The 265-nt window shown below is 57.0% G+C and carries 1 protein-coding gene; it reads left to right on the forward strand.

Going from position 1 to position 265, the window contains the following annotated elements:
- Window positions 1-265, forward strand: a 265-nt coding sequence (locus AC1RPR_RS08890; RefSeq protein WP_481763585.1) for a hypothetical protein, incomplete at both ends; no start/stop codon positions are given.

Below are 265 nucleotides of genomic sequence, written 5' to 3' on the forward strand. Positions count from 1 at the left end.
CGGCACCGCCCTCGAATGTATTCCACTTGACGGCAGGAAGGTCAACTTCAACCTGATCTACCTGAACGTGATTCTGAAGTTGGCGCGCGATACGAATGCGGTGGGCATGGTTGCCGACCAGTGGCAGTCGATCGATTTGTTGCAGCGAATCCGGGAAGACATGGGTCTGAATCCGCTTGGGAAGCCCAGGTGTCTGCCGCGCCAGTACAGCCCGCGCCGCAAGGAATTCGATGCGTGCCATGCGATGATTGCCTCAAAGAACTTG

Source organism: Dellaglioa sp. CoH-57-MRSF-22 (assembly GCF_056781895.1).